Here is a 3,549-nt window from a genome sequence, read left to right on the forward strand (position 1 = left end):
GTTTCAACATTGCTCTGGCAATAGAAATTCTCTGTCTTTCGCCTCCTGATAAATTAGAACCACCTTCTTGTAAAACAGTTTCATAGCCTTCAGGTAGATTCATAATAAAATCATGGCATTGTGCCTGTTTTGCAACTTCTATCACTTCCTCATCGCTTGCATCTGGATTTCCAAACTTTATATTGTTTTTTACGGTATCATCAAAAAGGTACACATCTTGAAAAACAAAAGTGAAATCAGAAAGAAGACTATCATATTGAAAATCTTTTACATTATTTTCATCAATTAAAATTTCTCCGCTATTCACATCCCAAAATCTTGCAATTAAATTACAAAGTGTTGTTTTTCCACTGCCTGACCCACCTACAATAGCTGTAGTCTTTCCTTCAGGAATAAAAACATTGATATTTTCAAACAAAGGCTTTTCATCATACGAAAAATGTACATTGTTTAGACAAATTTCTGCTTTTCCTATTTCCGTTATATTCCCTTCTGAAATTGTTGGAAGCTCACGAAGTTTTGCTATTTCATCTAAATTTTGAACTGCCACACCTCTTATATTTTGCATACTTCCTGCCATTTCAAAACCGGCAAATACAATAAAGCTTGATACAATTAACATAACTGCTTTGTATGGTGTAATGTCTCCAGAACAAAATCGTACAACAGCTGATAAAATAATTGCACAAACACCCAATTTAAAAATAGATAGAAAAATCAGAACAGCAGGTGCAACAGTTTTCTCGACATTGATAAATCCCTTTCGATTTTCAAGAATACTGTTATCTAATTCAGCTATCATTTCTTTCCCTTTTCCAAAGGATTTTATAACACTAATACCTTTAACATATTCCAAAGTAGTTGCATTTAAGTTGATTTTTAACACTTGTAATTTCTTGGTTAGTTCATCTGCTTTCTTTTGGAACAAGGCATTAGTCAGCATTCCTAATAACAAGGTTACTAATATAATTAACCCTGTAACAAAATCAAAAGGAAGCATAAAAAGTGCCATTATTGTCGTTTGGATAACTCCCACAAAAAGTGTTTCTATTATATTTACTCCTACCGTTTCAAGCTCACCGATTATTGTCGTTAATCCTCCGGAAATAGTTCCAAGACGATTACTGTTAAAGTAACCCATATTAACTCGTTTTAATTGATCTCCGATATATAATCTGTTCTCTGCTCCCATATTATAAGTAGCAATGTACTTGTTACGGTCTGCCAAATAACTGCACAACACTTTCCCTACAACGCTTAGCAATGCTACCCCAAAGACAATATATACATCTTGTATAACAACAGCTCTATGCTCAAAAATGTTTTGAAATACTCTAAGCAATAAAAGCATAATCGCTCCAAGTGCAACACCTTCAAAAATACTTTTAAGAACTTCAAATAATAACATTCTGCTGATTTTAGAGGATTCTTTTCCTGCAATCATATACAATTTCTTAATTAGCTCTTTCATTTATATCACCTCCGCTTTTTGATATGCACTAATGTGGGATTTCCACATTTTTGCGTAGGTTTCACTTTTATCAAGAAGTTCTGTATGACTACCTTGAGCTTCTATTTCTCCGTTTTTTAGTACAATAATTTTATTGGCATGAACAATTGTAGAAAGTCTATGAGCAATCATAATCACCGTTTTATTTTGGACCAATGCATCTATAGATTTCTGAATTTCCGCTTCATTGTCCGGATCAGAATAAGCAGTGGCTTCATCCAAAACAACAATAGGGCTGTCTTTTAATAATGCTCTTGCAATTGTAATCCTTTGTCTTTCTCCACCAGAAAGATTATTTCCAGCTTCACCGATGATTGTGTTATATCCATTTGGCAAACTCATAATAAAATCATGGCAACTTGCTTTCTTGCATGCCTCTTTAATTTCTTCTATACTTGCATTCGGTTTTGCTAATTTCATATTCTCTAAAATGCTTTTTCTGAAAAGATAATTTTCCTGTGAAACATAAGTAACAAGATCCATATTTCGTTCAAGTGAAAGGTCTCTCACATTCACATTCCCTATGCGAATTTCTCCACCATCAACATTCCAGTATCCTGCAATCAATTTTGCAATGGTAGATTTTCCACCTCCTGAATACCCAACAATCGCTGTAAGTTGATTTTCTTCTGCACTAAAAGATAAATTATTAAAAACTTTTTTTTCATTGTTATAGCCGAAGTTTACATTTTTAAAATCTATACTATAAGAGGATATTTGTTGATTACTGTCTCCTCTTTCAAGTTCTGGCAAATTCATTACCGCTTTTATTTCATCAATTACAACTCTTACATTTGCCATAGTATCCATATGGCTCATCGCCTTAATTAAAGGCTTATAAGTAGCATATGATAAAAGTACGCACATGATTAAAATCCCAACAGATATGCTTCCCTTTAAATATAAGAATAACGAAACTGGCAAAACAAATAATAAAGTAGAAGGAAGAATTTCCATTGCAGCTGTCATATAGAAACAAACACTTAAATACCAATTTAGCATACTGTCTCTATTCTTATTAACAGCGTCTACAAATTTCCCATAAGAAGAAGCTGATTTATTAAAAGCCTTTATAACCTGAATTCCTCTTATATATTCAACAGCTGTGGTGTTCATGTTTTTAGCAGCTTGTTGGTAGTTACGAGATTTTTCTTCGTATCCACCCATCATTAAAAAAGAAAACAATGCGCCAAGAGGAAGCGTTATAAGATTTGCAAGACCTATTCTCCAATCAAGTACAAATACTGTTATAACTAATACAATTGGAATAATAACATTGGCAACAACTTCTGGAATCACATGTGCAATAGGTTGTTCCATTTTATCAAGAGTTTCAACCATAAATTGTGTCCATTCTCCACTACTCTTTTTTTCAACTTCTCCCATAGATAATCTGCTTATCTTTCTCGTAAGTTTCTTTCTTTCATCTTCGATAATACGGAAGGCAAGATTATGAGAAGTCAGTGTTGAAATCTCATGAAAAATAACACTTCCTAAAAGTCCGCTTAAAATTATAAGCATTGGTGCTTTATAAACCAAAAAATTTGTATTCCCCATTGCTATGTGTTCAACAATTTTTGCCATTGCAAAATAGGGTAAAACGCCACAAAGCACCCCTAATACTGCGACAAAAACTGCTAAAAAAATTTGTCCAAAATGTTTCTTTAACATACCTGTTTTCGCCTCCTAAACATTCATTGACTTCAATAAATCTTCTATGTTTTTCAAATAATAATCTTCTGTAATTTCTCCTCTATCAAGTTTTAAGATTCTATTGCAAGTTCTTGCAACAAATTCAATATCATGTGAGATAATGAAAAATTTCGTCCCATTTTTTTGTTGTTCCTTAATTAAAGTTCTAACCTTCTCCATACTATTAAAATCTAAGCCGGATGTTGGTTCATCTAAAATAATCATTGGAACATTTCTCATCATAGCTACACCTAAAACAAGCCTTTGCTTTTGTCCGCCAGATAGAGTTGCGGGATGTTTCCTTTTTAAGTCAATCAATCCTAATTTTCTTAATATATCCTCTGCTT

At 32.8% G+C, this 3,549-nt stretch carries 3 protein-coding genes; all 3 read right to left on the reverse strand.

Features of this window, described 5'->3' with window-relative positions:
- The coding region (locus ACLUJM_RS13195) for an ABC transporter ATP-binding protein (protein WP_412413018.1) at window positions 1-1,471 on the reverse strand (1,471 nt) is incomplete at its 3' end.
- Window positions 1,472-3,181 carry an ABC transporter ATP-binding protein gene (locus ACLUJM_RS13200; RefSeq protein WP_028077760.1) on the reverse strand — a complete coding sequence of 570 codons (1,710 nt, stop codon included), beginning with the start codon at window positions 3,179-3,181 and terminating at the stop codon, window positions 1,472-1,474.
- 15 nt (window positions 3,182-3,196) lie between these two features.
- A partial coding sequence (locus ACLUJM_RS13205) for an ATP-binding cassette domain-containing protein (RefSeq protein WP_412413019.1) occupies window positions 3,197-3,549 on the reverse strand: 353 nt, incomplete at its 5' end.

It is taken from the genome of Finegoldia sp. (assembly GCF_046991905.1).
Lineage (GTDB): Bacteria > Bacillota > Clostridia > Tissierellales > Peptoniphilaceae > Finegoldia.